The 25,810-nt window shown below is 69.4% G+C and carries 31 protein-coding genes; 22 read left to right on the top strand and 9 right to left on the bottom strand.

All coding sequences use genetic code 11. The features are described 5' to 3' along the window. The 7 genes from VB737_RS09210 to folE all read left to right on the top strand — a co-directional run. Positions 1-197 (top strand): hypothetical protein (locus tag VB737_RS09210; RefSeq protein ID WP_500312547.1); only part of this gene is annotated, 197 nt, incomplete at its 5' end. Between the two features lie 101 nt (positions 198-298). Beyond that, complete coding sequence (locus VB737_RS09205) at positions 299-1,105, top strand: creatininase family protein (protein WP_500312546.1); 807 nt, start codon at positions 299-301, stop codon at positions 1,103-1,105. A gap of 35 nt (positions 1,106-1,140) precedes the next feature. Continuing rightward, positions 1,141-1,881, top strand: coding sequence for an aldehyde oxygenase (deformylating) (locus VB737_RS09200; protein ID WP_106221373.1), 741 nt, complete (start codon positions 1,141-1,143; stop codon positions 1,879-1,881). Between the two features lie 83 nt (positions 1,882-1,964). After that, positions 1,965-3,014 (top strand): long-chain acyl-[acyl-carrier-protein] reductase, encoded by a 1,050-nt coding sequence (locus VB737_RS09195; RefSeq protein WP_500312545.1) that lies wholly within the window; start codon positions 1,965-1,967, stop codon positions 3,012-3,014. A gap of 19 nt (positions 3,015-3,033) precedes the next feature. After that, complete coding sequence (locus VB737_RS09190; protein ID WP_500312544.1) at positions 3,034-4,023, top strand: acetyl-CoA carboxylase carboxyltransferase subunit alpha; 990 nt, start codon at positions 3,034-3,036, stop codon at positions 4,021-4,023. Between the two features lie 26 nt (positions 4,024-4,049). Further along, positions 4,050-4,760 carry an SDR family oxidoreductase gene (locus tag VB737_RS09185; RefSeq protein WP_500312543.1) on the top strand — a complete coding sequence of 237 codons (711 nt, stop codon included), beginning with the start codon at positions 4,050-4,052 and terminating at the stop codon, positions 4,758-4,760. Positions 4,761-4,768: 8 nt separating this feature from the next. Further along, positions 4,769-5,512: a GTP cyclohydrolase I gene (gene folE / locus VB737_RS09180; RefSeq protein ID WP_500312542.1), complete on the top strand. Its 744-nt coding sequence runs from the start codon at positions 4,769-4,771 to the stop codon at positions 5,510-5,512. Positions 5,513-5,518: 6 nt separating this feature from the next. Here the strand turns inward: folE and VB737_RS09175 are convergent, their stop codons facing one another. Then, positions 5,519-6,052: a hypothetical protein gene (locus VB737_RS09175; protein ID WP_500312541.1), complete on the bottom strand. Its 534-nt coding sequence runs from the start codon at positions 6,050-6,052 to the stop codon at positions 5,519-5,521. A 55-nt stretch (positions 6,053-6,107) separates the two neighbouring features. Beyond that, complete coding sequence (locus VB737_RS09170; protein ID WP_500312540.1) at positions 6,108-6,767, bottom strand: phosphoribosylanthranilate isomerase; 660 nt, start codon at positions 6,765-6,767, stop codon at positions 6,108-6,110. A gap of 76 nt (positions 6,768-6,843) precedes the next feature. Between VB737_RS09170 and VB737_RS09165 the strand changes: the two genes are divergently transcribed. Next, positions 6,844-8,151, top strand: coding sequence for a M50 family metallopeptidase (locus VB737_RS09165; RefSeq protein ID WP_500312548.1), 1,308 nt, complete (start codon positions 6,844-6,846; stop codon positions 8,149-8,151). Here VB737_RS09165 and VB737_RS09160 read toward each other — a convergent pair. Next, complete coding sequence (locus VB737_RS09160; RefSeq protein ID WP_500312539.1) at positions 8,141-8,857, bottom strand: lipoyl protein ligase domain-containing protein; 717 nt, start codon at positions 8,855-8,857, stop codon at positions 8,141-8,143. The genes VB737_RS09165 and VB737_RS09160 overlap by 11 nt on opposite strands. 85 nt (positions 8,858-8,942) lie before the next feature. Here VB737_RS09160 and VB737_RS09155 point away from each other — a divergent pair, with 85 nt between their 5' ends. After that, positions 8,943-9,785 carry a sulfite exporter TauE/SafE family protein gene (locus tag VB737_RS09155; RefSeq protein ID WP_500312538.1) on the top strand — a complete coding sequence of 281 codons (843 nt, stop codon included), beginning with the start codon at positions 8,943-8,945 and terminating at the stop codon, positions 9,783-9,785. Here VB737_RS09155 and VB737_RS09150 read toward each other — a convergent pair. Next, a complete protein-coding gene (locus VB737_RS09150) occupies positions 9,746-10,231 on the bottom strand; it encodes a CRR6 family NdhI maturation factor (protein WP_500312537.1) in 486 nt (161 codons plus the stop codon). The genes VB737_RS09155 and VB737_RS09150 overlap by 40 nt on opposite strands. A 90-nt stretch (positions 10,232-10,321) precedes the next feature. Here VB737_RS09150 and psaM point away from each other — a divergent pair, with 90 nt between their 5' ends. The 5 genes from psaM (at position 10,322) to VB737_RS09125 (ending at position 13,507) form a co-directional block, all read left to right on the top strand. After that, entirely contained in the window at positions 10,322-10,426 is a 105-nt protein-coding gene (psaM, locus tag VB737_RS09145; protein WP_043325215.1) for a photosystem I reaction center subunit XII, read from the top strand. A 195-nt stretch (positions 10,427-10,621) separates the two neighbouring features. Then, positions 10,622-11,086, top strand: coding sequence for a hypothetical protein (locus VB737_RS09140; RefSeq protein WP_500312536.1), 465 nt, complete (start codon positions 10,622-10,624; stop codon positions 11,084-11,086). A gap of 35 nt (positions 11,087-11,121) precedes the next feature. Beyond that, complete coding sequence (locus tag VB737_RS09135) at positions 11,122-12,126, top strand: protochlorophyllide reductase (RefSeq protein ID WP_500312535.1); 1,005 nt, start codon at positions 11,122-11,124, stop codon at positions 12,124-12,126. A 2-nt stretch (positions 12,127-12,128) separates the two neighbouring features. Beyond that, entirely contained in the window at positions 12,129-12,626 is a 498-nt protein-coding gene (locus tag VB737_RS09130) for a hypothetical protein (protein WP_500312534.1), read from the top strand. Then, complete coding sequence (locus VB737_RS09125) at positions 12,623-13,507, top strand: hypothetical protein (RefSeq protein WP_500312533.1); 885 nt, start codon at positions 12,623-12,625, stop codon at positions 13,505-13,507. The genes VB737_RS09130 and VB737_RS09125 overlap by 4 nt, the downstream gene beginning before the upstream one ends. 29 nt (positions 13,508-13,536) lie before the next feature. Here VB737_RS09125 and bchL read toward each other — a convergent pair whose 3' ends face one another. The 4 genes from bchL to VB737_RS09105 form a co-directional block, all read right to left on the bottom strand. Further along, positions 13,537-14,442 carry a ferredoxin:protochlorophyllide reductase (ATP-dependent) iron-sulfur ATP-binding protein gene (gene bchL / locus VB737_RS09120; RefSeq protein WP_500312532.1) on the bottom strand — a complete coding sequence of 302 codons (906 nt, stop codon included), beginning with the start codon at positions 14,440-14,442 and terminating at the stop codon, positions 13,537-13,539. A gap of 135 nt (positions 14,443-14,577) precedes the next feature. After that, positions 14,578-16,263 (bottom strand): ferredoxin:protochlorophyllide reductase (ATP-dependent) subunit B, encoded by a 1,686-nt coding sequence (locus tag VB737_RS09115; protein WP_500312531.1) that lies wholly within the window; start codon positions 16,261-16,263, stop codon positions 14,578-14,580. 9 nt (positions 16,264-16,272) lie between these two features. Further along, positions 16,273-17,541 (bottom strand): ferredoxin:protochlorophyllide reductase (ATP-dependent) subunit N, encoded by a 1,269-nt coding sequence (locus VB737_RS09110; protein WP_500312530.1) that lies wholly within the window; start codon positions 17,539-17,541, stop codon positions 16,273-16,275. A gap of 103 nt (positions 17,542-17,644) precedes the next feature. Further along, positions 17,645-18,154, bottom strand: coding sequence for a DUF8679 domain-containing protein (locus VB737_RS09105; RefSeq protein WP_500312529.1), 510 nt, complete (start codon positions 18,152-18,154; stop codon positions 17,645-17,647). 246 nt (positions 18,155-18,400) lie between these two features. Between VB737_RS09105 and VB737_RS09100 the strand changes: the two genes are divergently transcribed. Further along, the gene (locus VB737_RS09100) at positions 18,401-20,005 is read left to right on the top strand and encodes an oxygen-binding di-iron domain-containing protein (RefSeq protein WP_500312528.1); all 1,605 of its coding nucleotides are present in this window, start codon (positions 18,401-18,403) and stop codon (positions 20,003-20,005) included. A 142-nt stretch (positions 20,006-20,147) separates the two neighbouring features. Next, positions 20,148-20,948, top strand: coding sequence for a BMC domain-containing protein (locus VB737_RS09095; protein WP_500312527.1), 801 nt, complete (start codon positions 20,148-20,150; stop codon positions 20,946-20,948). Here the strand turns inward: VB737_RS09095 and VB737_RS09090 are convergent. Further along, positions 20,926-21,549, bottom strand: a complete 624-nt coding sequence (locus VB737_RS09090) for a non-canonical purine NTP pyrophosphatase (RefSeq protein ID WP_500312526.1) — start codon at positions 21,547-21,549, stop codon at positions 20,926-20,928. The genes VB737_RS09095 and VB737_RS09090 overlap by 23 nt on opposite strands. Positions 21,550-21,778: 229 nt before the next feature. On the opposite strand from VB737_RS09090, the gene VB737_RS09085 reads away from it, so the two are divergent. From VB737_RS09085 to VB737_RS09060, 6 genes are all read left to right on the top strand, one after another. Then, on the top strand, positions 21,779-22,795 hold the full coding sequence (locus VB737_RS09085) for a sodium-dependent bicarbonate transport family permease (RefSeq protein ID WP_500312525.1): 1,017 nt from the start codon (positions 21,779-21,781) through the stop codon (positions 22,793-22,795). 48 nt (positions 22,796-22,843) lie between these two features. Further along, a complete protein-coding gene (locus VB737_RS09080) occupies positions 22,844-23,125 on the top strand; it encodes a P-II family nitrogen regulator (RefSeq protein ID WP_500312524.1) in 282 nt (93 codons plus the stop codon). A gap of 211 nt (positions 23,126-23,336) precedes the next feature. Then, positions 23,337-23,648, top strand: coding sequence for an alpha-carboxysome major shell protein CsoS1 (gene csoS1, locus VB737_RS09075; protein ID WP_015107695.1), 312 nt, complete (start codon positions 23,337-23,339; stop codon positions 23,646-23,648). Positions 23,649-23,699: 51 nt separating this feature from the next. After that, positions 23,700-25,112 (top strand): form I ribulose bisphosphate carboxylase large subunit, encoded by a 1,413-nt coding sequence (locus VB737_RS09070; protein WP_323305961.1) that lies wholly within the window; start codon positions 23,700-23,702, stop codon positions 25,110-25,112. A 101-nt stretch (positions 25,113-25,213) separates the two neighbouring features. Continuing rightward, a complete protein-coding gene (locus VB737_RS09065; RefSeq protein WP_015107693.1) occupies positions 25,214-25,555 on the top strand; it encodes a ribulose bisphosphate carboxylase small subunit in 342 nt (113 codons plus the stop codon). Between the two features lie 72 nt (positions 25,556-25,627). Further along, on the top strand, positions 25,628-25,810 hold a 183-nt coding region (locus VB737_RS09060; RefSeq protein WP_500312523.1), incomplete at its 3' end, for a hypothetical protein.

Raw genomic sequence — 25,810 nt, 5'->3', positions numbered from 1 at the left:
GTACAGGGGCCACAGGACCGGAGGCCGCCGCTGGGGCGCCGGCCGGGCCGGAGGCGTTGGGGGCCAGGGGGGGCTCGGGCGCCGCCTCGTCCTCCTTCTTGATCATCAACACCTGGGGAGGCTTGCGCAGCGGCGCCGGGGCCGACCCGGAAGGCCTCGCCGGCGGCGTGGGGCGCTGGGCGGGGTTCCGGGGCTGACGCGGCGCGGGGTTGCCGGTTCCTGCCATGGAGGTCCTCAGCGAAGCACGGGGCCCCACACTGTACGAACCACCCTTCGGAGGCCGGTCCTCCCCCTGCCGATGCCCCCCAGCACCGAGCGACGCCTCGCCAGCCTCAGCTGGACGACGGTGCGTGAGCAGGCGGCCCGTCCGGGCAGCACGGTCCTGTGGCCCCTGGGCGCCGTCGAGCAGCACGGTCCGCTGCTGCCCCTCGGCACCGATGCCCTGTTCGCCGAACGGGTGGCCGAAGCTGTGCTGGACCGGCTCGATCCCGACCTGCCGATCTGGCGCCTGCCGCTGCAGAGTTTCGGCTTCTCGCCGGAGCACCTGGGCTTCCCGGGAACCCTCAGCCTGCCGGCCGGGCTGCTGATCGACCTGGTGCGCGCCGTCGGCCAAGGGGTGGCGGCGGCGGGCTTCCGGCGGCTGGTGCTGTTCAACGCCCACGGCGGCCAGATCGGCCTGCTGGAGGCCGCGGCCCGGGAGCTGCGGGTGCTGGAACCCGCCCTGGCGGTGCTGCCCTGCTTCCTGTGGCGCGGCGCCGATGGACTCGGGGCCCTGATCCCCGAGCCGGAACGCAGCCACGGCCTCCACGCCGGCCTGGCCGAGACCAGCCTGATGCTGTTTCTCGAACCGGCCGTCGCCGGCCCCCTCCCCGCTGCCGACGGCCCCGGTGAGGCCCAGGCCCCGCCCGCCGGCTGGAGCCTGGAGGGGGCCTGCCCCAGCGCCTGGCGCACGCGGGAGATCAGTGCCAGCGGCGTCATCGGTGATCCCTCCAGCGCCAGCGAGGAGCTGGGCCGCCAGCTGTTCGGGCGTCTGGTGGAGAGCTGGGAGCGGCGGCTGGAGGCCCTGCTGCGCAGCGACTGGCCGCCGACATCCGGCAGAGCGTGACTAAAGTCGCGGGATTGCCTATCCCCGTGGTTCCCATGCCCACCCTCGCAACCACCACGTCCGTCGATTCCTCCCTGGATCCGGCGGGCCCGATCGAGGGGAGCGATCTGCCCGACTTCAGCACCGCCGCCTACAAGGACGCCTACAGCCGCATCAACGCGATTGTCATCGAAGGTGAGCAGGAAGCCCACGACAACTACATGTCCCTCGGCACCCTCCTCCCCGACCAGGCCGAGGAACTGGCCCGGCTGGCCCGGATGGAGCTGAAGCACATGAAGGGCTTCACCGCCTGCGGCAACAACCTCGGCGTCACCGCCGACATGCCCTTCGCCCAGGAGTTCTTCTCCCCCCTGCGCAACAACTTCCAGGCGGCCCTCCAGGAGGGCAAGGTTGTCACCTGCCTGCTGATCCAGGCCCTGCTGATCGAAGCCTTCGCCATCTCGGCGTATCACATCTATATCCCTGTCGCCGATCCGTTCGCCCGCAAGATCACCGAAGGGGTCGTCAAGGACGAGTACACCCACCTCAACTACGGCCAGGAGTGGCTCAAGGCCCATCTGGAGGAGTCCCGCGCCGAGCTGGAGCAGGCCAACCGCGACAACCTCCCCCACGTGCGCCGCATGCTCGATCGGGTGGCCGCCGACGCCGCCGTGCTCCACATGGAGAAGGAAGACCTGATCGAGGATTTCCTGATCGCCTACCAGGACGCCCTCACCGACATCGGCTTCACCCCCAGGGAGATCGCCCGGATGGCCGCCGCGGCCTTGGTGGGCTGAACCGCCCCCCTTCCCCACCCCTGGGGAGGATGTAGCGTCGGCGACATCCGGCCCCGCCCCTGCCGCCGCTTTCACCTTCCTGCATGTTCGGCCTGATCGGTCATTCCACCAGCTTCGAGTCGGCCCGCAACCTGGCGCGAAGCCTGGGTTTCGAGGAGTACGCGGAGGGGGATCTGGACATGTGGTGCAGCGCCCCCCCCCAGCTGGTGGAGCGGATCAGTGTCACCAGCCCCACGGGCCAGCGCATCGAAGGGGCCTACATCGATTCGGTGTTCGTGCCCGAGATGCTGAGCCGCTTCAAGACGGCCAAGCGCAAGGTGCTCAATGCCATGGAGCTGGCCCAGAAGACCGGCATCGACATCACCGCCCTGGGGGGCTTCACCTCCATCATCTTCGAAGACTTCAAGCTGCTGCGCGAACAGCAGGTGCGGGCCACCACCCTCGACTGGACACGGTTCACCACCGGCAACACGCACACTGCCTGGGTCCTCTGCCGTCAGGTGGAGGAGAACGCGCCGAAACTGGGCATCGACCTGCGCCGGGCCAAGGTGGCGGTGGTGGGGGCCACCGGTGACATCGGCAGCGCCGTCTGCCGCTGGCTCTCCCAGCGCACCGGCGTGCAGGAGCTGCTTCTGGTGGCCCGCCGGCCCCAGCCCCTGGCCGATCTCCAGCAGGAACTCGGCGGAGGCCGCATCCTGCCCCTGGACGACGCCCTGGCCGAAGCCGATGTGGTGGTCTGGGTCGCCAGCCTGGCCCAGGCCAGCACCATCGACCCCAGCCGGCTGCCCCGTCCCTGCCTGATGGTCGACGGCGGCTACCCCAAGAACCTCGACACCCGGGCCGCCGGCGACGGCATCCACGTGCTCAAGGGCGGCATCGTCGAATTCGGTTCCGACATCGGCTGGCAGATGATGGAGGCCGCCGAGATGGCCAGGCCCCAGCGCCAGATGTTCGCCTGCTTCGCCGAAGCGATGCTGCTGGAGTTTGAAGGGATCCACACCAACTTCAGCTGGGGCCGCAACAACATCAGCCTCGAGAAGATGGACCTGATCGGCACCGCCTCCCTTCGCCACGGGTTCCAGGCCCTCGGCCTGGACGTCCCGGCAGCGATCCCCAGCCTCTCCATCACCTGACCCCCTCGCCTGAGCGCCCATGGCCCGCCGCGTCCTGCTGGAGTTCGAGAAACCGCTGGTGGAGCTCGAGGAGCAGATCGAGCAGATCCGCCAGCTGGCCCGTGATTCCGAGGTGGACGTGAGCCAGCAGCTGCTGCAGCTGGAAACCCTCGCCACCCGGCGGCGGGAGGAGATCTTCAGCTCCCTCTCCCCGGCCCAGAAGATCCAGGTGGCCCGCCACCCCCAGCGGCCCAGCACCCTCGATTACATCCAGGTCATCACGGACGAGTGGATCGAGTTGCACGGCGACCGCCGCGGCAATGACGATCGCGCCCTGGTCGGCGGTGTGGGTCGCATCGGCGACCAGCCCGTGGTGCTGCTCGGCCACCAGAAGGGCCGCGACATGAAGGAGAACGTGGCCCGCAACTTCGGCATGGCCTCCCCGGGCGGCTACCGCAAGGCGCTGCGGCTGATGGAACACGCCGATCGCTTCCGCCTGCCGATCCTCAGCTTCATCGACACCCCCGGGGCCTACGCCGGCGTCAAGGCCGAGGAGGAGGGCCAGGGGGAGGCGATCGCCGTGAACCTGCGTGAGATGTTCCGGCTGCGGGTGCCGATCATCGCCGTGGTGATCGGGGAAGGGGGCTCCGGCGGCGCCCTCGGCATCGGCGTGGCCGACCGCCTGCTGATGTTCGAGCACAGCGTCTACACCGTGGCCAGCCCCGAAGCCTGCGCCTCGATCCTCTGGCGCGATGCCGGCAAGGCCCCCGCCGCCGCCGAGGCCCTGCGCATCACCGGCGCCGATCTGCTGCAGCTCGGGCTGGTGGATGCCCTGCTCAAGGAACCCTCCGGGGGCAACCACTGGGCGCCGATCCAGGCGGCGGAAACGCTGCGCCAGGCCCTGCTCAGCCACCTGGCGGAGCTGCAGACCTGCAGCGAATCCGCCCTGCTGGAGGCCCGCTACGCCAAGTTCCGGCGGATGGGCCAGGTGCTGGAGGGGGCGGCGCCGGATCCCGCCCACGCACCGTAGGGTTTGCGTCCCTGACGCTCCGCCCGTTGCCCGTCGCTCTGATCACCGGTGCCTCCCGTGGCATCGGCGCGGCCACCGCCCGACGTTTCGCGGCCGAGGGCTTCGACCTGCTGCTGGTGGCCCGCGGTCTGGCCGACCTCGAGGGGCTCGCCACCGAGCTGCGGGCCCAGGGCAGCCGGGTCGAGACCCTGGCCCTCGACCTGACCCAGGCGGAGGCCATTGCCCCCGCCATGGCCGAGCTGCTGGGGCGCGGTCCGGTGCCTTCGGTGGTGATCAACAACGCGGGTGCCGCCTGGACCGGTCCCCTCGCGGCGATGCCGATCGAACGCTGGCAGTGGTTGCTGCAGCTCAACCTCACCAGCGTCTTCCAGGTCTGCCAGGCGGTGCTGCCCGCCCTGCGCCAGGCGGGGGGCGGGCGGATCATCAACGTCAGCAGCCACGCCGCCCGCAACGCCTTCCCCGAGTGGGGCGCCTACTGCGTCAGCAAGGCCGCCCTGGCCTCCTTCAGCCGCTGCCTCGAGGCGGAGGAGCGCTCCGCCGGCATCGCCGTGAGCACCCTCACCCTGGGGGCGGTGAATACACCCCTCTGGGACAGTGAAACCGTCCACAGTTCCTTCGACCGACGTGCCATGCTTTCAGCCGAGCAGGTCGCCGAATCGCTGCTCTACCTTGCGCGGCAACCCCACAGCCAGACGGTTGAGGACCTCACCCTGATGCCGGCCGCCGGAGCCTTCTAACCCCCCTTATGACATCCACCCTCCCCACCGGCCTCAGCGCCCGTCAGGCCGCTCCCGTCACGACCCCCATCCCCGTCAGCCTGCGGATCCGCGAACGGCTGCAGAAGGAGGGGATCCCGTTTCTGGCCAACGACAACATCTCCGACCACCTGCGCGAGGGTGAGCTCGACCAGCTGGAGATCGAGGTGGCCGGAAAGGTGCGTGACCTGCTGCGCAGCCTGGTGATCGATATCGAGAACGACCACAACACCGAGGAGACGGCCGAGCGGGTGGCCAAGATGTACCTGCACGAGGTGTTCAAGGGCCGTTACCACGAGCAGCCGAAGATCGCCAGCTTCCCCAACGTGAAGCAGCTCGATGAGATCTACACCGTGGGGCCCATCTCCATCCGTTCCGCCTGTTCCCACCACCTGGTGCCGATCCTCGGCAACTGCTGGATCGGCATCAAACCCGGTGAGCGGGTGATCGGCCTGTCGAAGTTCTCCCGCGTCGCCGACTGGGTCTTCTCCCGGCCCCACATCCAGGAGGAGGCGGTGATCATCCTCGCCAACGAGATCGAGCGGCTCTGCGAGCCCCTCGGCCTGGCGATCCTGGTCAAGGCCCAGCACTACTGCATGAAATGGCGCGGGGTGAAGGAACCCCAGACCAGCATGGTCAACTCGGTCGTGCGCGGTGATTTCCGCCACGACCCGAGCCTCAAGCAGGAGTTCTTCGAGCTCGTGCGTCAGCAGGAGGCCCTGCTCAGCACCTGAGCCGGCTCAGTTGACCGGACGGGGCGCCACCGGCCCCACCACCTGGGAGACGCTGCGCTGGCTGCCCCCCGGGGTGGGCACCGCCACCACCACCATCACCTGGGAGGCCACATCGGCGGGGGTGAGGGCGTAGGTGGGGCCGCTGGCCCCCTGGATCAGCTGCCACTGAACCTGTCCGGGGGACAGCCGGTACCAGTGGAAGGCGCTCGGGGGCAGGGAGGCCAGTCCTTCGGCGGCCGCCGTGGCCTGCAGCAGGGCGCCCTGCATGGCCTCACCCTGCAGCAGCAGCTGACCGAGCCCGGCGATCCGCTGTTCCACCGCCCCCTCCAGCTGCTGATCGCCGGCGATCTGCTGGCTCAGCAGCTGGATCTGCTGCTGGGGATCGGCCGTCACCCCGGGGACGCACTGGAGGGTGCCGTCCACCAGCTGGCAGCCCACCAGGTCCTGGGCCCGGAGCCCGGGACCCCCAGGCAGCGCCGCCAGCAGCAGGGCCAGGGAGAGGACGACACGGGCTCGGGAAGCGCGGCGGAGGAAGGCCAAGTGGGGGCAGGCATCGGGGTGCACCGATCCTGCACCCGGCAGCGCCAAACGCCAATCAACCGCGGCCGGATCCACGCACCGCCGCTACCAGGGCCGCGACCCGCGCCAGGTCCTTGACCCCGGGCCGCTCCTCCAGGGCACTGGAGGCATCGAGGCCATCGGGACGCAGCCGGGCCAGCAGCTCGGCCACCGTCCGGGGGCCGACGCCCCCGGCCAGCCACCAGGGCATCGGTGGGCGGAACGCCTCCAGCCATTCGATCGGGATCCGGTGCCCGGTCCCTCCCAGCTGGCCCGGCTGCCAGGCATCGAGCAGCAGGGCCTCCACCACACCCGCATAAGCGGCTGCCCGCTCCAGGTCCTCGGGGGTCCGCACCCGCAGGGCCTTCCAGAGGCGCACCCCCAGCCGCCCCCCCAGCGCGCGGCAGCGCTCGACGCTCTCCTCGCCATGGAGCTGGACCACCGCATGGCCCCGTGCCGCGTCCAGCTCCTCCAGTTGGTCGTCGCCGGGATCGGCCACCACCAGCACGCCGAAGCAGGCTGGGTGGCCGGCGGCCATGGCCGCGAACAACCCCGGTCGCTGCTCCGGTGGCACGTAACGGGGCGAGCCGGGAACGGCGATGACCCCGATCGCATCGGCCCCCAGGGCGGCGATGGCGGTGGCCTGGGCCGGCTCCCGGAGCCCGCAGATCTTGAGCAGCGGCGTGGTGACCGGCATCAGAGCGTCTGGCCTGTCTTTCTAGGATGGGGTGTACAAGTCCGGCTGCGGCCGGATCTCCGAGCGGACGGTGCCCGTGGGTGAAGGCTGGCAACTGCTGACGATCCGCGGCATCCCCCTGCGCATCCACCCGAGCTGGTTCGTCATCCTGCTGCTCGCCACCCTGGCCTTCCAGCAGCAGTACGCCCTCAGCCTGGGCAGCCAGCTCGCCCCGGCGGCCCTCTGGGTCGTGGCCCTGGTCACGGCCCTGGCCCTGTTCGTCTCCGTGCTCCTGCATGAGCTGGGCCATTCCCTGGTGGCCCTGCGCCAGGGGGTCAAGGTGAAGAGCATCACCCTGTTCCTGCTGGGCGGCGTCGCCAGCGTCGAGCGGGAATGCTCCACCGCCCGCGGGGCCCTGATGGTGGCGGCGGCGGGACCGGCGGTGAGCCTGGTGCTGGGGTTCGGCCTGCTGGCGTCCACCCATGCCGCCAGCCATGTGGCCCCGGTGCTGGGCCAGATGGTGGAACGGCTCGGTGCCCTCAACCTGATCCTGGGCCTGTTCAACCTGCTGCCCGGTCTGCCCCTGGATGGGGGGCTGATCGTCAAGGCCCTGGTCTGGCAGTTCTCCGGCAGCCAGCGGCGCGGTGTGGAGGTGGCCAATGCCTGCGGCCGCTTCCTGTCCCTGTTCGCCGTCGGCATGGGGACGGTGCTGCTGCTGCGGGGGGGCGGGATCGCCGGCGCCTGGCTGATCCTGCTCGGCTGGTTCGGCCTCGGGGCGGCCCGCAACCAGAAGCAGATGCTGGTCGTCCAGCAGGCCCTCAAGGATCTCAAGGTCCGCGATGTGGCCCAGCGCCGCTTCCGGGTGCTGGAGGCCGACACCACCCTGCGGGAGCTGAGCCGGCTGCGCCTCGGCACGGCACCGCCGATCGCCGAGGCCGGCGACGGCGCCCCTCCCCCCGCCGAGAAAGAGGTCAATGGCCCGGCGGAGTGGCTGCTGGTCTGCGACCGGGGTCGCTGGCAGGGGGTTATCGATGATGAGCCCCTGCAGTCCCTGCCGGTCCAGTGCTGGGATCGGGAGCGGGTGGGCGACCACTTCCGGCCCCTCTCCAGCCTGCCCGCCATCCCCGAATCCGCCCCGCTCTGGCAGGCCGCCCTCCAGCTGGACGACGGCAACCACCAGCGGCTGCTGGTGCTCAGCCCGGCGGGACTGCCCTGCGGCACCGTGGAGCGCCCCGAACTGGGGGACGCGGTGCTCAAGAAACTGGGACTGCGTCTGCCCGCCAATCTGCTCACCGTCGCCCGCCGTGAGAACGGTTACCCGCTTGGTATGGCCCTCGGTCAGGTGGCCCGGGGCATGGTCAGCTCCGGGGAGGTCTCGCCGCTGACGGACTCGGTCAGCCGGTAACGGGCTCGGTCAGCCGGTAACGGGCGAGCAGCGGCGCGATCGCGGCCAGCTCTTCCCCATCCAGGGGGGTCAGGGGCGGCAGGGGAGACGGCCGACCCTCCCTGCAGCCATCGGGGCAGGCGGGCCACGGCAGCCAGCGCGCCGCCGAACGCAGCAGGTGCTCCTCCAGGGCGATCCCCGCCAGCGGCAGGGGATCGAGGACGGGCGGATCGCCGCCGAAGACCTCCCGCCAGAGATGGGGGCAGGGGTCCAGCTGGATCGAACCGTGCTGCAGCAGATGGCCGCCATGCCAGAGCTGGGCGCTGCCCACCCGCTTGGCCCCGTTGGCGTGCACCAGGTCGGCGACGGTGCTGGTGGCGAAGCAGCTGCTGCGCTGCAGGCTGGCCTCCTGGCGGCCGCACTGCAGTGGCTGATCCAGGGCGGCGAAGGCCTCCACCAGCCAGGTGAGGGCCTGGCCATAGACCTCGGAGCGGGTTCCCTGCGGCCGGGGCCACACCAGGGAGTAGGTGAGGTCGGCGCCATGGAGCACGGCCCGGCCGCCGCTGGGGCGGCGCACCAGGTCGATGCGCCCCTGGCGCCGCAGGTCCCACCAGTGGGGCTCCAGCCGCCGCTGGTGCCAGCCCAGCGAAAGGGTGGGCCGCGACCAGCGGTAGAGCCGGAAGGCCGGCGTCGGCGGGCTCTCCAGCAGCCAGGCGTCGATGGCCATCTGCCAGTCCCCGCCCAGACACGTGGAACGGACCCAGCGCATCGGAGCGTCCAGCGGCGTCGATGGGACAGGCGGCGCTGTCATGATGGCCCCTGGTCAGCCGAAGGCCCCGACCCTGATCTGGAGCCTGCTGCCCCTGCTGCCCCTGGGACTGGTGGCCGGCCTGCTCTCCGGACTGCTGGGCATCGGCGGAGGGCTGATCTTCTCCCCCCTGCTGCTGCTGCTGGGCCTGACCCCCCATCAGGCCCTGGCCACCAGCACCCTGGCGATCGTTCCCACCACGCTCGGCGGCAGCATCGCCCATGTGCGCAGCGGCCGGCTCGCCTGGCCGGGGGCGGTGGCGATCGTCGCCGGGGCCGCCCTCAGCGCCGGTCTGTTCAGCCGCCTGGGCCAGGGGCTGGCCGGCTGGCAGCTGATGGGCCTGCAGGCCCTGCTCTATGCCCTGCTCACCGGGCTTGTCAGGCCCCGCAGCCCGCAGGATCAGGCAACGCCGGAGGCGGAGCCGCGCCCGCTGGAGCTGGCCCTCTCCATGGGCCTGGTGGGGGTCCTGGCCGGGGTGGCGGCCGGGCTGCTGGGGGTGGGCGGCGGCCTGGTGATGGTGCCGGTGATGGTGGGGGTGCTGCGGATGCCGGTCCACGCGGCGATCCGCTACAGCACCCTGGCGGTGCTGGCCTCCGCCAGCAGCGCCTCGCTGGCCTTTCTGGCCGATGGCCGGGCCAATCCCCTGGTCGGCCTTGTGCTCGGGGGCACCGCGGCGGTGGCGGCGCAGTGGTCGGCCTCCCGGCTCGAGCGGGTGCGGGAGGAACGGCTGGTCTGGATGCTGCGGGCCATCACCCTGGTGCTGGCGCTGGACAGCGGCCGCCGCGCCCTGGGTCTCTGGTTCGAGGCTCAGGGCATCACGCTCCAGAAGCCCGGGTCGAGCTCATAGCCGAGCACGGCGGCCATCTGGCCCAGGTTGGCGCGGCACTCGATCCCCCCGGAGGCGGCCCAGTGGTCGAGCAGGAACAGGCGCTGGGTGATCCAGAGCTCCAGGCTCTCGGGGGCAAAGCGGATCCCCTCGGTGGGGCTGAAACCATGGGGAAGCAGCATGGCCACGTGGCGGGTGAGCTGGCCGCCGCTGCGCTCCAGCACCAGGGGCAGCCAGGGATGGAGCGCATCGGCCCGCAGGCTCCACAGCCGCAGTTCGGGGATCTCCGACAGTTCGCGCGGATCCTCCGCCCCCCGGGGCCAGTCGAAGTCGAGGACCAGTCCGCTGGCCGCGGTGAGCAGCGCGGCCGGCGCCAGCGACGCCAGGCCCGCCAGGGGGGAGAGGTCGAGGCCGCGCACCTGGGCGGCGGACACCTTCAGGGGCTCGGGGCAGGGTTGGGGCGCCATCAAGAGCTGTGACAGGGCAGGGCCGGAGGCTGGACCGTAGCTCGCGATGGCCGAAGAATGGGTCGGTCAAACCCATTCACCGTCAAGGATATGGTCACTCCGATCAACCAGGCCGAAGTGCTGATCGCCCTCATCGTGGCGGCCCATGCCGGGGTGTTGGCCGTCCGCCTCTGCTTCAGCCTCTACAAAGCCTGAAGCTGCAGGGCCGCTCCCTTGGCAAGGTCCGGGCCGGCTGCTACAAGCGGAGGGCTCGCAGCCTTCCCTCAGGTGCGCCAGACCCAGCCCCAGCCTTCCCGGCGCCAGCCCCCCGCTGCACGCAGCTCCACGGGCCGTCCACGGCGTTCCCCCTCCCTTCAGGTGGCCGGGGATGGCGCGGTCGGTCCGTTCCCGTTGCACCCGCTTCCCAGCCTCCAGGGCCAGATGGCGGCCGCCGGCTCCGGTCTCGAGCCCGTCCGTACCGGCGGCGAAGTGGGCGGATGCAGCGGTGAAAGTCAGCGGCTCTCCCTGTCCGCCGAGCGTCAGGAGCTCGTCTGCAGCCTGATCGGCCTGGCCGTCAAGCTGGGGCTGGTCGCCCTCACCGGCGTCAGCCTGTTCCGCCTCGCCGGCGCCTACCAGCAGCGCATGGAGAGCCAGGGCGAGATCGCCGCCGTGCTGGAGCTGGAGAACGCCAAGCTGGTCAAGGCCCGGGAGCGCTTCGACGCCCTGTTCATGGTGGAGGGGGAGCAGCGCCTGATCCGGGAGCAGAGCCAGTGGATCGCCCCGAACCGCCTGCGGGTGATCTGGCAGTCGAACCGTCCGTTTCCAACTGTTGAATCCGCCGCGTCCGGATCTGGAAACCAGGGCACCCGTCCGTAGGTTGGGGCCCCCTTCGCCCGCGGATCAGCAACGCCATGGTGACCCCATCCGGTGACACCGCCCTCTCCCCCGCCCGCAGTGGGGTTCCCGGAACGGCCCTGATCACCGGTGCCTCCTCCGGTGTCGGCCTGTTCGCCGCCAAGGCCCTGGTGGATCGGGGCTGGCACGTGGTGATGGCCTGCAGGGACACCGACAAGGCCAAGCGGGCCCAGGCGGCCCTGGGCATCGCCGACAGTGCCGTGACCCACCTGAAGGTGGATCTGGCGGACCTCGACAGCGTGCGCGCCCTGGTCGACAGCTTCCATGCCACCGGCCGGCCCCTGGATGCCCTGGTCTGCAACGCGGCGGTCTACCTGCCGCGGCTGAAGCATCCGGAGCGCTCGCCCCAGGGCTACGAAATCTCGATGGCCACCAACCACTTCGGCCATTTCCTGCTGATCCACCTGCTGATGGAGGACCTCAAGCGCTCCTCCCACCCCTCGCGGCGTCTGGTGATCCTGGGCACCGTCACCGCCAACTCCAAGGAGCTGGGCGGCAAGATCCCCATCCCGGCGCCCGCCGATCTCGGCGACCTGTCCGGCTTCGCCGCCGGCTTCAAGGCCCCGATCGCCATGGCCAGCGGCAAGAGCTTCAAGCCGGGCAAGGCCTACAAGGACAGCAAGCTCTGCAACATGATCACCACCCAGGAGCTGCACCGCCGGCTGCACGGCAGCACCGGCATCGTGTTCACCTCCCTCTATCCGGGCTGCGTGGCCGACACCCCCCTGTTCCGCCACACCCCGCGGGCCTTCCAGACCATCTTCCCCTGGTTTCAGAAGAACATCACCGGTGGCTACGTGAGCCAGGCCCTGGCGGGCGAGCGGGTGGCCCAGGTGGCGGCCGATCCGGAGTTCGCCGTCTCCGGGGTGCACTGGAGCTGGGGGAACCGGCAGACGAAAGGGGGCAAGCAGTTCAGCCAGGAGCTCTCGGAGAAGGCCAGCAACCCGGTGACCGCCCAGCGGATGTGGGACCTGTCGATGCAGCTGGTGGGACTGGCCTGAGGATGGCCCGCACCCTGCGCTGGGGACTGGGACTGCTGCTGGTCGTCAGCCTGTCCATCGGTGCCTTCCTGTTCCTGCCCTTCCGCTCCTGGCTGCCGGGCGGGACGGTGGCCGATGTACCGCTGAGCCAGGTGGTGAACGGTGCGGCCTTCAACCGGCTGTTTCCCGAGCCCCAGGACGGGGACCAGCTGGTGTTCACCCAGGAGAAGCGGGGGTTCAGCGAGGCCCGGCTCAAGCACGACGGCCAGGTGAAGGCCCTGCTCGCCATCTCCGATGTCACCACCGCTCCGGAGGCCCGCAGCAAGTTCGAAGCCAGCCGGAGCCGTCTGCAGGGCTGGCCGCTGGTGGAGCAGGGTGCCCAGGCCACGGCCCTGCTGGTGGCCGACCGCTTCCAGGTCAAGGTGATCGGCCAGGGAGTGGGCCTAGATCCGGAACAGCGTCAGGACCTGCTCGCCCGCTTCAACCTCAGGGGTCTGGCGGCTCTGCAGGCGCCAGCATGAGCTCCGTTCTCGAGCGGCTCGAGCGCCTGCCCCGCCGCAACCTGACGGTGCTGGCCATCAAGGGCCTCAGCACCCTGGTGCCCGGCGGCTGGACCAACATCACCAAGGCCGACGCCCTGATCACCGACGTGCTGGGCAGCACCGATCCGGAGCTGATCCGCCAGGTGCGGGCCCGGGCCGACGCGCTGAGCCGGGCGCGCCACGAGGGCTATGGCCGTGCCCTGAGCCTGTATGACGCCGTCAACCGCTCCCAGAAGGCTGCCGGCGGCCTGCGGCTGCTGGCCAACATCGGCGGTGCCCTGCCGCTGGTGAAGCGGATCGCCGCTCTCACGCCCACGAGCGACAACCTGCAGGCGGCGGATCTGAGCCTGAAGGTGGCCGCCGAGCTGCTGGCCTTCACCCAGGTGAACGGCCTGCCCGGTGACAGCTTCGGCGACTTCGCCGCCGCCCTGGGCGACTACGCCGGCGAGGCCCGGGTGAGGATGGCCGCCCTGATCTGCTTCGATGCCCTGCTGCCCCTGGGCGACCAGGCCCTGGCGCGGCTGGATGGTCTGCTGGGGGGACTCGACAGGCGGGACCTGCACCAGCTGCCCGCCTACGCCGGCATGGCCCGGCTGCTGCCGGGACGTGGCGATAGGGCCCATCTGACCTTCCTGCGCCGGAGCGTCGAACCGTGGCTGGGCTGGGCCGGCGGCTTCACCAGCCAGCTGGGTCTCACCGGCCAGAAGGCGGTTCAGGCCCTGCAGGGAACCCTGGGCCCCTGGCAGGGAAGCTTCCAGCAGCTGGCCACCTTCCTCGACGCCTTCACCGACACCTACCAGCACACGGGCGTGCAGGCGGTGGCGCGACGGATCGTGGAGCGGGCCGCCGCGGAGATCTGACGGGCCCGCCGGGGTCCGTCAGCTGGCGCTCAGTCGAAACCGAGCAGATCGAAGATCTCCCGATCCTTGAGCGATTCGGCCTCCAGTGGCTCCACATCACTGAGCATCTTGCGGGCCAGGCTCAGGTATTCCTGCTGGACGGCCTCCACTTCCGGAGTGCTCTCCATCTCGAAGATGGTGCACTTCTTGAGGCGCGATTTACGGATCGCATCGACGGTCTTGAAGTGGGCCATGGTGCGCAGACCGGTGCGTTCGTTGAACTTATCGATCTCATCGGTCTGCTCGGAGCGGTTGGCGATCACACCGCCGAGGCGCACCTTGTAGTTCTTGGCCTTGGCATTGATCGCCTGCATGATCCGATTCATGGCGAAGATCGAATCGAAATCGTTGGCGGTGACGATCAGGCAGTAGTGGGCGTGCTGGAGGGGGGCCGCGAAGCCGCCGCAGACCACGTCACCGAGCACGTCGAAGATCACCACGTCGGTGTCCTCGAGCAGGTGGTGCTCCTTGAGCAGCTTGACCGTCTGTCCGGTCACGTAGCCGCCGCAGCCGGTGCCGGCCGGGGGGCCACCCGATTCCACGCACATCACACCGTTGTAGCCCTCGAAGACGAAGTCCTCGGGACGCAACTCCTCGGTGTGGAAATCGACGGTCTCGAGGATGTCGATCACCGTCGGCACCATCTTCTTGGTGAGGGTGAAGGTGGAGTCGTGCTTCGGATCACAACCGATCTGCAGCACCCGTTTGCCCAGCTTGGAGAAGGCGGCCGAGAGATTGGAGGAGGTGGTGGATTTGCCGATGCCGCCCTTGCCGTAGACGGCGATCACCAGGGCCCCCTCCTCGATGTTCATCGACGCGTCCTGATGCACCTGCAGGCTGCCCTCGCCATCTTCGCGGGGGTTGGTGCTCGGGGGAGACGTGAGTGTGGTGGTCATAGGAAAAACAAGGGGAAGCCGGACAACCGGCGGATCACGCGTCAGAAACAGCCTGCTCAGATCGGATCCCGGCTGTCAGGGGATCACGCAAACCGAAACATCAGCAGCTTGGACCTCAACGGCACAAGAGGGGCCTCAACGGCTGAAGTGGGCCTTGGCGTCGTACAGGGCTTCGGCATCGATTCGCTCCAGGCCCCGTTCGCGGGCGAAGGCTTCGGTGTTCTTGCGCACCTTGCCCCGCACGAAGAAGGGAATCTTGGCGAGCTCGGCCTCACCATCGGCCGTCCAGAGGCTTTCGAGGGCCTCGCGGACGGCGGCACCGGCGGTGGTGGTGCCCGGAGCCGGGGCGGCGGTGGCGACGGACGCCGGGGCCGGCACCTGGGTCGGGGCCGTGGCCGTGGGGCCCTCGTGGTCGGCGCCCGAGGCCGCCGCCGGGGCGCCGTCGCCGAGGTGGCTGCGGTGGCCGTCGACGAACTCGAAGTCGTGGCGGAACATGCCGATCAGGTGCTCCTCCAGGCCCATCATCAGCGGGTGCACCCAGGAGTCGAAGATCACATTGGCCCCCTCCCAGCCCATCTGGGGGGAGTAGCGGGCCGGCACGTCCTGGACGTGCAGGGGGGCGCTGATCACCGCACAGGGCAGCCCCAGACGCTTGGCGCTGTGGCGCTCCATCTGGGTGCCGAGCACCAGCTCCGCCGCTGCCTCGGCCATGGCCTTCTCCACCACCAGGTAGTCGTCGGTGATCAGGGCCTCCAGGCCCAGCTCGGCGGCGGCGGCCCGCACCTCCCGGGCCTGCTCCCGGCTGTAGCTGCCCAGGCCCACCACCTGGAAGCCCAGTTCCTTGGAGGCGATCCGGGCGGCGGCGATGGCGTGGGTGGCGTCGGCGAAGATGAACACCCGCTTGCCGGTGAGGTAGGTGGAATCCACCGACTTGGAGTACCAGGGCAGCCGCGAGCGACGCTCGGCCTCGCTCGGCTGACCCTCCACCGCCTCCAGTTCGGCCGGCAGGGCCAGATCCAGCACCCCGTGCAGCTCCCGCAGGAAGGCGGCGGTGGCGCCGATGCCGATCGGCACCGTGCGCACCACCGGGGTGCCGAAGCTGCGCTCCAGCCAGCTGCACACCGGACCCGCCACCTCCGGGTAGAGGCAGACGTTGGCGTCGGCGGTGGGGATGCGCAGCAGATCGGCGGGGCGGGCCCCCAGGGGCGCCACCACCGAAACATCGATGCCGTGCTCCGCCAGCAGCCGGGTGATCTCCAGCACGTCGTCCCGGCAGCGGAAGCCCAGCAGGCTCGGGCCCAGCAGGTTGACCCGGGGCCGGCGGCCCTCCGCTCGCCAGCGGGAGGGGGAGGGCTTGGGGGTGCCCGGGGCCGGCAGTTGCGCCTTGAGCAGGGTGCGCACCAGCTGGTAGAAGGTCTCGGCCGCGCCCCAGTTCTCCTTCTTGGAGTAGGCGGGCAGCTCCAGGTTCACCATCGGCACCCCCAGATCCATGCCGGCGGCCAGGGCTCCGGGCTGGTCCTGGATGAGCTCGGCGGTGCAGCTTTCCCCCACCAGGAGCGCCTCGGGCCGGAAGCGCTCGACGGCCTGGCGGATCGAGCGCTGCACCAGCTCGGCGGTGTCACCGCCCAGATCCCTGGCCTGGAAGGTGGTGTAGGTGACGGGAGGACGCAGTCCCCGCCGCTCGATCATGGTGAACAGCAGGTCGGCGTAGGTGTCGCCCTGGGGGGCGTGGAGCACGTAGTGCACCCCCTCCATGGAGGTGGCGATGCGCATGGCCCCGACGTGGGGGGGGCCTTCGTAGGTCCAGAGGGTCAGTTCCATGGGGGGTGTTCAGGAGAGCTGCAGCACGGCCCGGCGCCGCAGGGGGCGGGCGAAGAGTTCGGCCAGTTCACCGGCCTGGTCGCAGCCGTGGATCGGGCTGAACACCAGCTCGATCGACCACTTGGTGGCGATGCCCTCGGCCTCGAGGGGATTGGCCAGGCCCAGGCCGCAGAGCACCAGGTCGGGGCGGGCGGCCCGCACCCGCTCCAGCTGCAGGTCCACGTCCTGGCCCTCGCTGAGCTGGGTGGCGGGGGGCAGCAAAGCCAGATCGGCGGCCATCAGCTGGCGGTCGAGGTAGGGGGTGCCCACCTCCACCAGCTCCATGCCGCATTCGCGGGACAGAAAGCGGGCCAGGGGGATCTCCATCTGGGAGTCCGGCAGCAGGAACAGCCGCTTGCCCGCGAGCACCTCCCGGTGGGGCTCCAGGGCGCGGCGCCCCCGCTCCACCAGGGGGTCGAGCACCGCGTTGAAGCGGTCGGCGGGCACACCGAAGGCATGGGCGGCGGCGGCCATCCAGTCGCGGCTGCCCTCCACGCCGAACGGATAGGGGGCGCTCAGCAGGGTGGCGCCCCGGTGCTGCAGGGCCCGGGCGGTGGCACTCAGGAAGGGCTGGGCGAGCAGCACCCGCGTTCCCTTGCCGACGGGCGGCAGATCGGTGGAGCGCCGCGGCGGCAGGCTGCGGACCGTGGTGATGCCCAGCCGCTCGAAGATCAGCCGGAAGCGATCCTCCACCGCATCGGCCAGGGTGCCCACGATCAGCAGCTGCTCCTCATCGGAAGCGGGCAGGAGCGGGAGCATGGCCAGCAGGGCGTTGTCCTCCCCCTGGGTGAAGGTGGTCTCGATGCCGCTGCCGGAGTAGTTCAGCACCCGCACCCGCCCGAGCAGCTGGGTGTTGAGCCGTTCGGCCGCCTTGGCCAGGTCAAGCTTGATCACTTCGCTGGGGCAGGAGCCCACCAGGAAAAGGGTGCGGATCTCGGGCCGGCGTTCCAGCAGATCCTTCACCAGACGGTCCAGTTCCTCGTTGGCATCCGCCAGGCCCGCCAGGTCCCGTTCGCCCAGGATCGCTGTGCCGAACCGGGGTTCGGCGAAGATCATCACGCCCGCCGCCGACTGGACCAGGTGGGCGCAGGTGCGGGAGCCCACCACCAGGAAGAAGGCGTCGGGCATGCGGCGGTGCAGCCAGACGATGGAGGTGAGGCCGCAGAACACTTCCCGCTGGCCGCTTTCCTTGAGGATGTCCGGGGGCGACGGCTGAATCGGTGGAGCGGATACACCCATGGAGGGGATCGCCGGGTATGGAGCCTCCATGGGTTAGCGGGGACCGCGGGGTCCGCGCCCGACTGCGTTACATCTTTTCGGGATCGTGTGCGGGTTCCCGCGCTCAGAGGCGGCGCCGGAATCCCTCGCTGAAGCCGATGCTGCGCTCCTCCCGCTCACCATCGGCGCTGCGGCTCAGCTTCCAGACGTTGCGGCCCAGGCGGCGGGCCGTGAGTCCGCCCCGCTCCACCAGCGCGGCCCCCGGCCGGGCCCCCATCAGCTGGGTGACCTCGGCGGTGCTGAGGGGAGCGCCGGTGCGGATGGCCAGCTCGGTGATCTCAAGCCGCTGGCGCAGGGCCGCCAGGTCGACCGGGTGATCCGCCTCGGCGGGGTCCCTCCAGTCGGCGAAGCCCTCCCCGAGGCCGCCGCCCATGCGCCGCATCAGGCCGAGGCCGATGAAGGCGAGGGCCTGCTCCGGCCTCACCCCCTGATCGAGGGCCCGGGTGATCCATTCGGACACCGTGTCCTGGTCGAGGGGGTGGCGCAGGGGCTGGGTCTCGCTGGCCACGCCGGGTGCGGAGGAAGCGCCGTCGGCGGTGGAAGGGGTGGTGGTGGCGGTGCGGCGGGTGGCCATGGTCGCGCCTGGAAAGGTTGAACTGGAAGGTATCGGTTGCCTTCGGAGTCGCAAGTATCCGGACCTGCTGAATCACGATGGAAAGACGGCCTCCATTCGTGTCTCCATCCCTGCGCGACGCGGAGTTGGCTCACCTTCTCCATGGACCGTTCACTGCATCGACCCAGTCCACAGACTCCCTCCCAACGGTTCGAGACGGCAGCCCTCCCGGACGATCCCGTCGAAATTGCCCCGGGTGTGTGGTGGGTGGGAGTTCGACTGGATAAGGACCATTTCCAGTGCCACACCTATTTCATCCCCAACGGTTCGGACGGCGTCCTGATCGATCCGGGTTCGCCGCTCACGATCGACGGCACCCTGGCCAAGCTGCGATCGATCACCGATCTCGGCGCGATCCGCTGGCTCGTCTGTCACCACCCCGACCCTGACATCTGCGCCGCCCTGCCAAAGCTGGGCGACGTCCTGACGCACCCCGACGTGCAGGTGGTCACCGAATGGCGTGCCAACGCCCTGATCCGCCACTACGCCCATCGTTTCTCCACCTATCTGGTCGAGAAGCACGGCTGGTGTCTGCCCCTGGAAGGGGGGCGACGGCTGGAATTCCAGCTCACGCCTTATCTCCATTCCCCTGGCGCGATGGTGTCCTATGACACGTTCAGCCATACCCTCTTTTCTTCTGACCTGTTCGGCGGCTTTGTCCCCGACAGCAGCGTGCTGGAGTCCAGCGATGCGTCCTACATCATCAAGAACGCCCGGCCCTTTCATCAGCACTACATGCCAAGCCGGGAAATGCTCAGCGCCGGCCTGGCCCGCATCCGCTCCCGCTGGCCATGGATCGACCTGATCGCCCCCCAGCACGGCCACATCATTGCCGCCTCGATCGTCAATGAGATGTTCACCGCCATGGCCGCCACCGAATGCGGTGTGTATTGCCTGGCTGACGCTGACGTGGACCTGAAACGGCTCCTCCGCATCGCCGAGGCCCGGCGCCAGCTGAGCGATGCCCTCATGCACCAAAGCAGCCCCCTCGGCATGGTCCGCGCCATGGCCACCATCCTCGAATCCTCCGGCGAGCCCGGGGAGTGCGAGCTGGCCGTGAACATGCCCATCGACGGCTGGACCACCTGGAATGCCTTTACAGACCATCCCGAGCTGCGGGAGCCGCCCGCCGACTGGCACCACATCTGCCTGCTCGGCTATCCGGCCATGGTGCTGGCCCTGAAGGGCGAGGGGGGGCAGCACACGTTCGATCCCGACATGGAACGGATGCTGCGGGAGTTCACCGAATCGATGCGCCCCTGGGTGGACCATCTGCTGGAGGACCAGCGCAAGGCCGTCGAGGTGGCCGCCCTCAACCTGGCGGCCCTCACTGATCCACTCACGGGGCTGGCCAACCGGCGGGCCCTGGCTGGGGCAACGTTGCCGGCCAGCTATTCCCTGATCGAACTGGATCTTGACCATTTCAAGAATGTGAACGACACCTTCGGCCACGAAGCCGGCGACCGGGTGCTCAAGCAGCTGGCCCGGGTGCTGAACGCGTCGGTGCGGGAGCAGGACCACACCTACCGCCTGGGTGGTGAGGAGTTCCTGGTGCTGTTGCCGGAGGCCGACCGGGAGACGGCCCTGCTGGTGGCCGAACGGATCCGCCTCTCGGTGCGGCAGCTCAATCTGGAGGGGGAGGCCCCCGGGGGGCGCCTCACGGTCAGCCTGGGGGTCAGCACCAAAAAGGCCTCCCAGCCGTTCGACTTCTCCCGGCTGATGGAGCAGGCCGATCGGGCCCTCTATGCGGCCAAAGGCTCCGGCCGCGATCGGGTCTGCATGGCCGATGGAACCAGCCGGGGCTGCCCCTAGACCAGAAGCCCCCGCCGGCGCCCCGCCCGGGAGTACCCTCCCCTTCTGGACTGCCCCTGCCGGCGGCCAGTGATCCCGGCGCTTCAACCACCCCGGGGATCGCCATAACCATTTGTTCCGGGGGTTGGCGCCTCGCGCCGTGATGGATTCGCAGAGTGCCCGTTCCTTCCTTCGCGACGACCGGTCGGACGCCCGCAGGAAGGCGGCGAGTCTGCGGATCACGGGCACCGATGTGAGCGGCGAGGCCTCCGGGGCCAGCTGCGTGATCACCACCGACAGCGAAGGCCGGCGGCTGGCGCGCCAGTCCAGCCATGTGCAGTCGATCGAACTGCGCACCTACGTCTTCCTGGATTCCCTCCAGCCCCAGCTGGCGTCGTACATGGGCACGGTGTCCCATGGCTTCCTGCCGATCCCCGGTGATGCCTGCCTCTGGCTGGAGGTCTCCCCGGGGATGGCGGTGCACCGGGTCACCGACATCGCCCTCAAGGCCAGCACGGTGCGGCTCGGCCAGATGGTGGTGGAGCGGGCCTTCGGTTCCCTGGCTCTCTACCACCGGGACCAGAGCAACGTGCTCCACTCCGGCGACGTGGTCCTGGAGGCCATCGGCAGCCGGGTGGAGCTGCGCAGCCGCTGCGAGGTGACCTGGACGGAGATCATCCGGGCCATCACCCCCGACCACGCCGTGCTGATCAACCGCCAGAACCGCCGCGGTTCGATGATCCAGGCCGGGATGAGCATGTTCATCCTCGAGACCGAACCGGCGGGCTACGTGCTGATCGCCGCCAACGAAGCCGAGAAGAGCTCCAACATCACGGTGGTGGACGTCAAGGCGGTGGGTGCCTTCGGCCGCCTCACCCTGGCGGGCAAGGAGGGCGACGTCGAGGAGGCCGCCGCCGCCGCCATGCGCGCCGTGGCCCAGATCAACGCCGGCTCCCGCGGCTGAGCCCCAGCAGCCGCTTGAGGCCCGGGGCCATCGCCCGGGCGGCCTTTCCCCGGCTGCCGAGCTTGCTCCTGAGGTGCTCGCCCATCGCGGCGTAGCTGCAGCCCGCCTCCCGCACATGAAAGATCGGGTCGTAGCCGCCGCCATGGCCGGAGGGCTCCCGCAGGATCAGCCCCCGGCAGACCCCCTGCGACTCCAGCACCACCGCACCGCCGGGGTCGGCCAGGGCCATGGCGCTCACGAAGGTGCCACCGCGGTAGAGGGAATCGCCCAGCTCGTGCAGCAGTCGATGGATCTTCTCGTGATCCGTGGGGGCGTAACGCGCCGAAAACAGGCCGGGACGGCCATCAAGGGCATCCACCTCCAGGCCGGAATCGTCCGCCAGTGACCAGCAGCCCGTGAGCGACGCCACCGTGGAGGCCTTGAGGCGCGCATTCTCGGCGTAGGTGAGCCCCGTCTCCTCAATCTCCAGGTCCCTGGGCTGCTGCCGGATCTCCAGCCCCACCTCCGGACCCACCCCCTCGAGCATGGCCGTGATTTCGGCCACCTTGTGGGGGTTGCCGCTGGCAATCACCAGGACCGGGGGGGAAGGGGAAAGGGACAAGCGGGGCCCTGTGGGGGGCCCCATTGTGGTGCAGCGGGGTGGGGGAAGGGGTGGGGCAGGATGGGTTGAACATTCCACCCCCGGAAAACTCCAGGGTTCCTGCCCCGGGCGGACGATAGGGAATTCGCTCGCGATCGGACGGATGGGCGGGGCAACGTTGCGCGACCGGTGACGGCCTATGGCCGGATTCGCCCCTAGGTTGCCTCCAGCCTTTGGGCGCCGGAGGGCGATGCAGTCGAGCCTGGTCCTACAGAACCTTCTCTCCGCGCCGGTCCTCTTCTTCTTTCTGGGAATTCTGGGGGTGCTGGTGGGCTCCGACCTGGAGATCCCCTCGCCGCTGCCCAAGCTGTTCTCCCTCTATCTGCTGCTGGCGATCGGCTTCAAGGGGGGCATGGAACTGGCCCACAGCGGCCTGGGCCCCCAGGTGCTGCTCACGGTCGGTGCGGCGGTGGCGATGTCGCTGCTGGTGCCGCTCAGCAGCTTCCTGTTCCTGCGGCTGCGCCTCGACGGTTACAACGCCGCTGCCATCGCCGCTTCCTACGGCTCGATCAGCGCCGTCACCTTCATCACCGCCGAGAGCTTCCTCAATGTCGTCGACGTGAACTTCGACGGCTTCATGGTGGCGGCCCTGGCCCTGATGGAATCGCCGGCGATCGTGGTGGGGGTGATCCTGGCCCGGCTCTCGGCCCCCGCGGAGGATGCGGAGATGGCCGGAGATCAGCAGAACGGCGGCAGCAGTCTGCGCTGGCGGGAGATTCTCCAGGAGGCCTTTCTGAACGGTTCGGTGTACCTGCTGATCGGCAGCCTGGTGATCGGTTATGTGGTGGCGGCCTTCAGTCCGGCGGGTCTGGCGAAGATGGATCCCTTCACCGAGAAACTCTTCTACGGAGCCCTGTGCTTCTTCCTGCTCGACATGGGCATCGTCGCGGCCCAGCGGCTGCGGGACCTGAAGCAGGCCGGGGCGTTCCTGATCGGCTTCTCCCTGCTGGCTCCTCCTGTGCATGCCCTGGTGGGGCTGGGGGTGAGCCTCCTGCTGGGGCTGGGGCAGGGGAACACCCTGCTGTTCATGGTGCTCTGCGCCAGCGCCTCCTACATCGCCGTGCCGGCGGCGATGCGCATGACCGTCCCCCAGGCCAATCCCAGCCTCTACATCTCCACCGCCCTGGGCCTCACCTTTCCCTTCAATGTGGTGATCGGGATTCCTCTCTACATGGCGTTGACCCGCCAGTTCATTCCTGCCGGCTGACCCCGCCGCTCCCACGCCAGCCCGTTGCCGCCCCGTCGCCCCGTCCCCATGAAGCGCATTGATCTCTTTCTCAGCGAACGGGAACTGAACCGTGTCTGCCGCACCATCACCGCGGCCGGGGCGAAGGGTTATTCAGTGATGCGGCACGTCACGGGCATGGGCCCCTCCGGTGAGATCTCCGAAGCGATGGACTTCAGCGGGCTGGGGGCCAATGCCCACGTGGTCGTGTTCGTGGAGGACGAGCTGCTCGGGGCCATGGGCACCGCCCTGCGGCCCCTGCTGAAGCGCTACGGCGGGGTCGGCTTCGTCTCCAGCGCCGAGCCGCTCTGAGCCGCGGCGCCGTGCCTGCGCCCCCCCAGGAGCGGCAACGGCGGGGCGGCGATCAAGCAATGCTTGCTTTTTGTGTTGCACTGATCAGGCGCGCTTATGAGCCGATCCCAAAACCTTGATGGCCGCCCGGCTCCCAATCGCTTGACGGAGGGTTTGACGGAGGAGCAAGGTTGCAGGCGAACATTCCACCCCCCTCCTCCAGGAGCAGGTAATGGCAAACGAAACCATGGGCATCGCCCTCGGCATGATCGAGACACGCGGTCTGGTGCCCGCCATCGAAGCGGCTGACGCCATGACCAAAGCCGCCGAGGTGCGCCTCATCGGTCGCGAATTCGTCGGAGGCGGCTACGTGACCGTCCTGGTGCGGGGTGAAACCGGTGCCGTCAACGCCGCCGTCCGTGCCGGCGCCGATGCCTGCGAGCGGGTGGGCGACGGCCTGGTGGCCGCCCACATCATCGCCCGTCCCCACCGCGAGGTGGAGCCGGCGCTGAACAGCAGCTTCGGCCTGGGATCGAAGGACTGAGCGGTCGACTGACCCTCTGAGTTTTCCATCCGAACCCATCCGAACAATCCCATGAGCAAGAAGTACGACGCCGGGGTCAAGGAGTACCGCGACACTTACTGGACTCCCGATTACGTCCCCCTCGACACCGACCTGCTGGCCTGCTTCAAGTGCACCGGCCAGGAAGGTGTGCCCAAGGAAGAAGTGGCTGCCGCCGTGGCCGCCGAGTCCTCCACCGGCACCTGGTCCACCGTGTGGTCCGAGCTCCTCACCGATCTCGACTTCTACAAGGGCCGCTGCTACCGCATCGAAGACGTCCCTGGTGACAAGGAGTCCTTCTACGCGTTCATCGCCTACCCCCTCGACCTGTTCGAGGAAGGCTCCGTGACCAACGTGCTCACCTCCCTGGTGGGCAACGTGTTCGGCTTCAAGGCCCTGCGCCACCTGCGCCTGGAAGACATCCGCTTCCCGATGGCCTTCATCAAGACCTGCCCCGGCCCGCCGAACGGCATCTGCGTCGAACGTGACCGGATGAACAAGTACGGCCGTCCCCTGCTGGGTTGCACCATCAAGCCGAAGCTCGGCCTCTCCGGCAAGAACTATGGCCGGGTGGTCTACGAATGCCTCCGCGGCGGTCTCGACTTCACCAAGGACGACGAGAACATCAACTCCCAGCCCTTCCAGCGCTGGCAGAACCGTTTCGAGTTCGTGGCCGAAGCCGTCCAGCTCGCCCAGGAAGAGACCGGCGAGAAGAAGGGGCACTACCTCAACTGCACCGCCGCCACTCCTGAGGAGATGTACGAGCGGGCCGAGTTCGCCAAGGAACTCGGGCAGCCGATCATCATGCACGACTACATCACCGGTGGCTTCACCGCCAACACCGGTCTGTCGAAGTGGTGCCGTAAGAACGGCATGCTGCTCCACATCCACCGCGCCATGCACGCGGTGATCGACCGCCATCCCAAGCACGGCATCCACTTCCGGGTGCTGGCCAAGTGCCTGCGCCTCTCCGGCGGCGACCAACTGCACACCGGCACCGTGGTGGGCAAGCTCGAGGGTGACCGTCAGACCACCCTGGGCTTCATCGACCAGCTGCGCGAATCCTTCATCCCCGAAGACCGCACCCGCGGCAACTTCTTCGATCAGGACTGGGGTTCGATGCCCGGCGTCTTCGCTGTGGCCTCCGGCGGCATCCACGTGTGGCACATGCCCGCCCTGGTCGCCATCTTCGGTGACGACTCCGTGCTCCAGTTCGGTGGTGGCACCCACGGCCACCCCTGGGGTTCGGCCGCCGGCGCCGCCGCCAACCGGGTGGCCCTGGAAGCCTGCGTCAAGGCCCGCAACGCCGGCCGCGAGATCGAGAAGGAAGGCCGCGACATCCTCACGGAAGCCGCCAAGCACAGCCCCGAGCTGGCCATCGCCCTCGAGACCTGGAAGGAAATCAAGTTCGAGTTCGACACCGTCGACAAGCTCGACGTCGGCTGATCCGACACCACGGCCCCACACCCTGCCTCCGCTGACCGACGGTGATCCCACCCACGGTCGGCGGGGCCGGGTTCCCCAACCCATTCCCCACAAGGATCCCCATGCCCTTCAAGAGCACCGTGGGTGACTACCAAACAGTCGCCACCCTGGAGACCTTCGGCTTCCTCCCGCCGATGACCCAGGACGAGATCTACGACCAGATCGCCTACATCATTGCCCAGGGCTGGAGCCCCCTGGTCGAGCACGTCCACCCCAGCCGCTCCATGGCCACCTACTGGTCGTACTGGAAGCTGCCCTTCTTCGGTGAGAAGGATCTCGGTGTGATCGTCAACGAACTGGAGTCCTGCCACCGGGCCTACCCCGATCACCACGTGCGCCTCGTCGGTTACGACGCCTACACCCAGAGCCAGGGCGCCTGCTTCGTCGTGTTCGAAGGCCGCTGATCCAGCGACCACAGCGGATCCCGGCCGGCGGTCGGGATCCATCACTTTTGATCATCCATTCACGGGGCGGACATGGCCAGGACCACCAGTCGGGAAGCAGCTCTGGAGCGCCGCAAGGCCCTCACCAACGGCGGCAAGAAAGCCTCCGCCCAGTTCATGTCCTCCCCGGGCAGGGTGCGCACCGCCGCTGACGCCCAGCGCAGCCGCACCGAGGCGGTGAGTGCCGCCCCGGCTGCGCCGGCCCCCGTCCCGGCC

It is taken from the genome of Synechococcus sp. BA-120 BA3 (assembly GCF_034931285.1).
Lineage (GTDB): Bacteria > Cyanobacteriota > Cyanobacteriia > PCC-6307 > Cyanobiaceae > Cyanobium.
This window is presented reverse-complemented; position numbering and strand designations above follow the sequence as displayed.